This is a genomic window from Mycobacterium sp. (assembly GCF_008709575.1).
Taxonomy (GTDB): domain Bacteria; phylum Actinomycetota; class Actinomycetes; order Mycobacteriales; family Mycobacteriaceae; genus Mycobacterium.
Genome location: NZ_VYIK01000315.1, coordinates 1 through 715, shown reverse-complemented (window position 1 = coordinate 715; position 715 = coordinate 1). Strand labels below are relative to the sequence as shown.

General features: G+C 59.3%; 1 pseudogene. It reads right to left on the bottom strand.

The window, feature by feature from the left end:
* Positions 1–399 precede the first annotated feature (399 nt).
* Positions 400–715: pseudogene (locus tag F6Q13_RS18670) on the bottom strand (AMP-dependent synthetase); the annotation flags it as partial.

Genomic DNA, 715 nt, shown 5'->3' with positions numbered 1-715 from the left:
CAGGACAGGCACTTTCGCTAATTCAACAGCGTGTCACGCCAAGTTGCGTGCAAAATCGGGGTTAGGTGCCGATGTGTCTGGTATTCAATTCACTAAATCGTGTGGCTCAGAACTGTTTTCGTGGTCCACAAGTCGACGCTTCGGATCTTGCCGGAGACGATTTTGGTCAGCTCCATGGTACAAACGTTGGCGACGACACCATTACTCCGGCGCTCGTCGCCTGCATGGGCTGGAGCGGGACCGAAATCGCGCTGTCGGGCGAGCTGTGCCAATCGCATAGCAAGAGCGCACCATGGCTCACTGCACCTACGTCCGCACAGCTCCACCAAGAGGGATTATGGGTCCCTCGTCAGATATCGTGGCACGCAGAGCATCGCGCCCGTGATGAAGTGGCCCGGCTCAGCGGTCGCGATATTCATCGGTCAATTCGTTTGGTTCGCATGAGTTTTCTCGAGCCCGCAGGTCGACCCGCCGGATCTTGCCGGAGATAGTCTTCGGTAATTCCATGAATTCGATGCGTCGGATGCGTTGGTAGGGCGCAAGGTTTCGGCGAGCATGAGCGAAGATCGCGTCGGCGGTGGCCCGATCTGGAGCCCACCCTGCCGCCAGGCTGATGTAAGCCTTGGGCACAGCCAACCGGGTTGGGTCAGCGGCGGGCACCACCGCCGCTTCGGCGACCGCCGGATGCTCGATGAGCACGCCTCGATCTTTCATG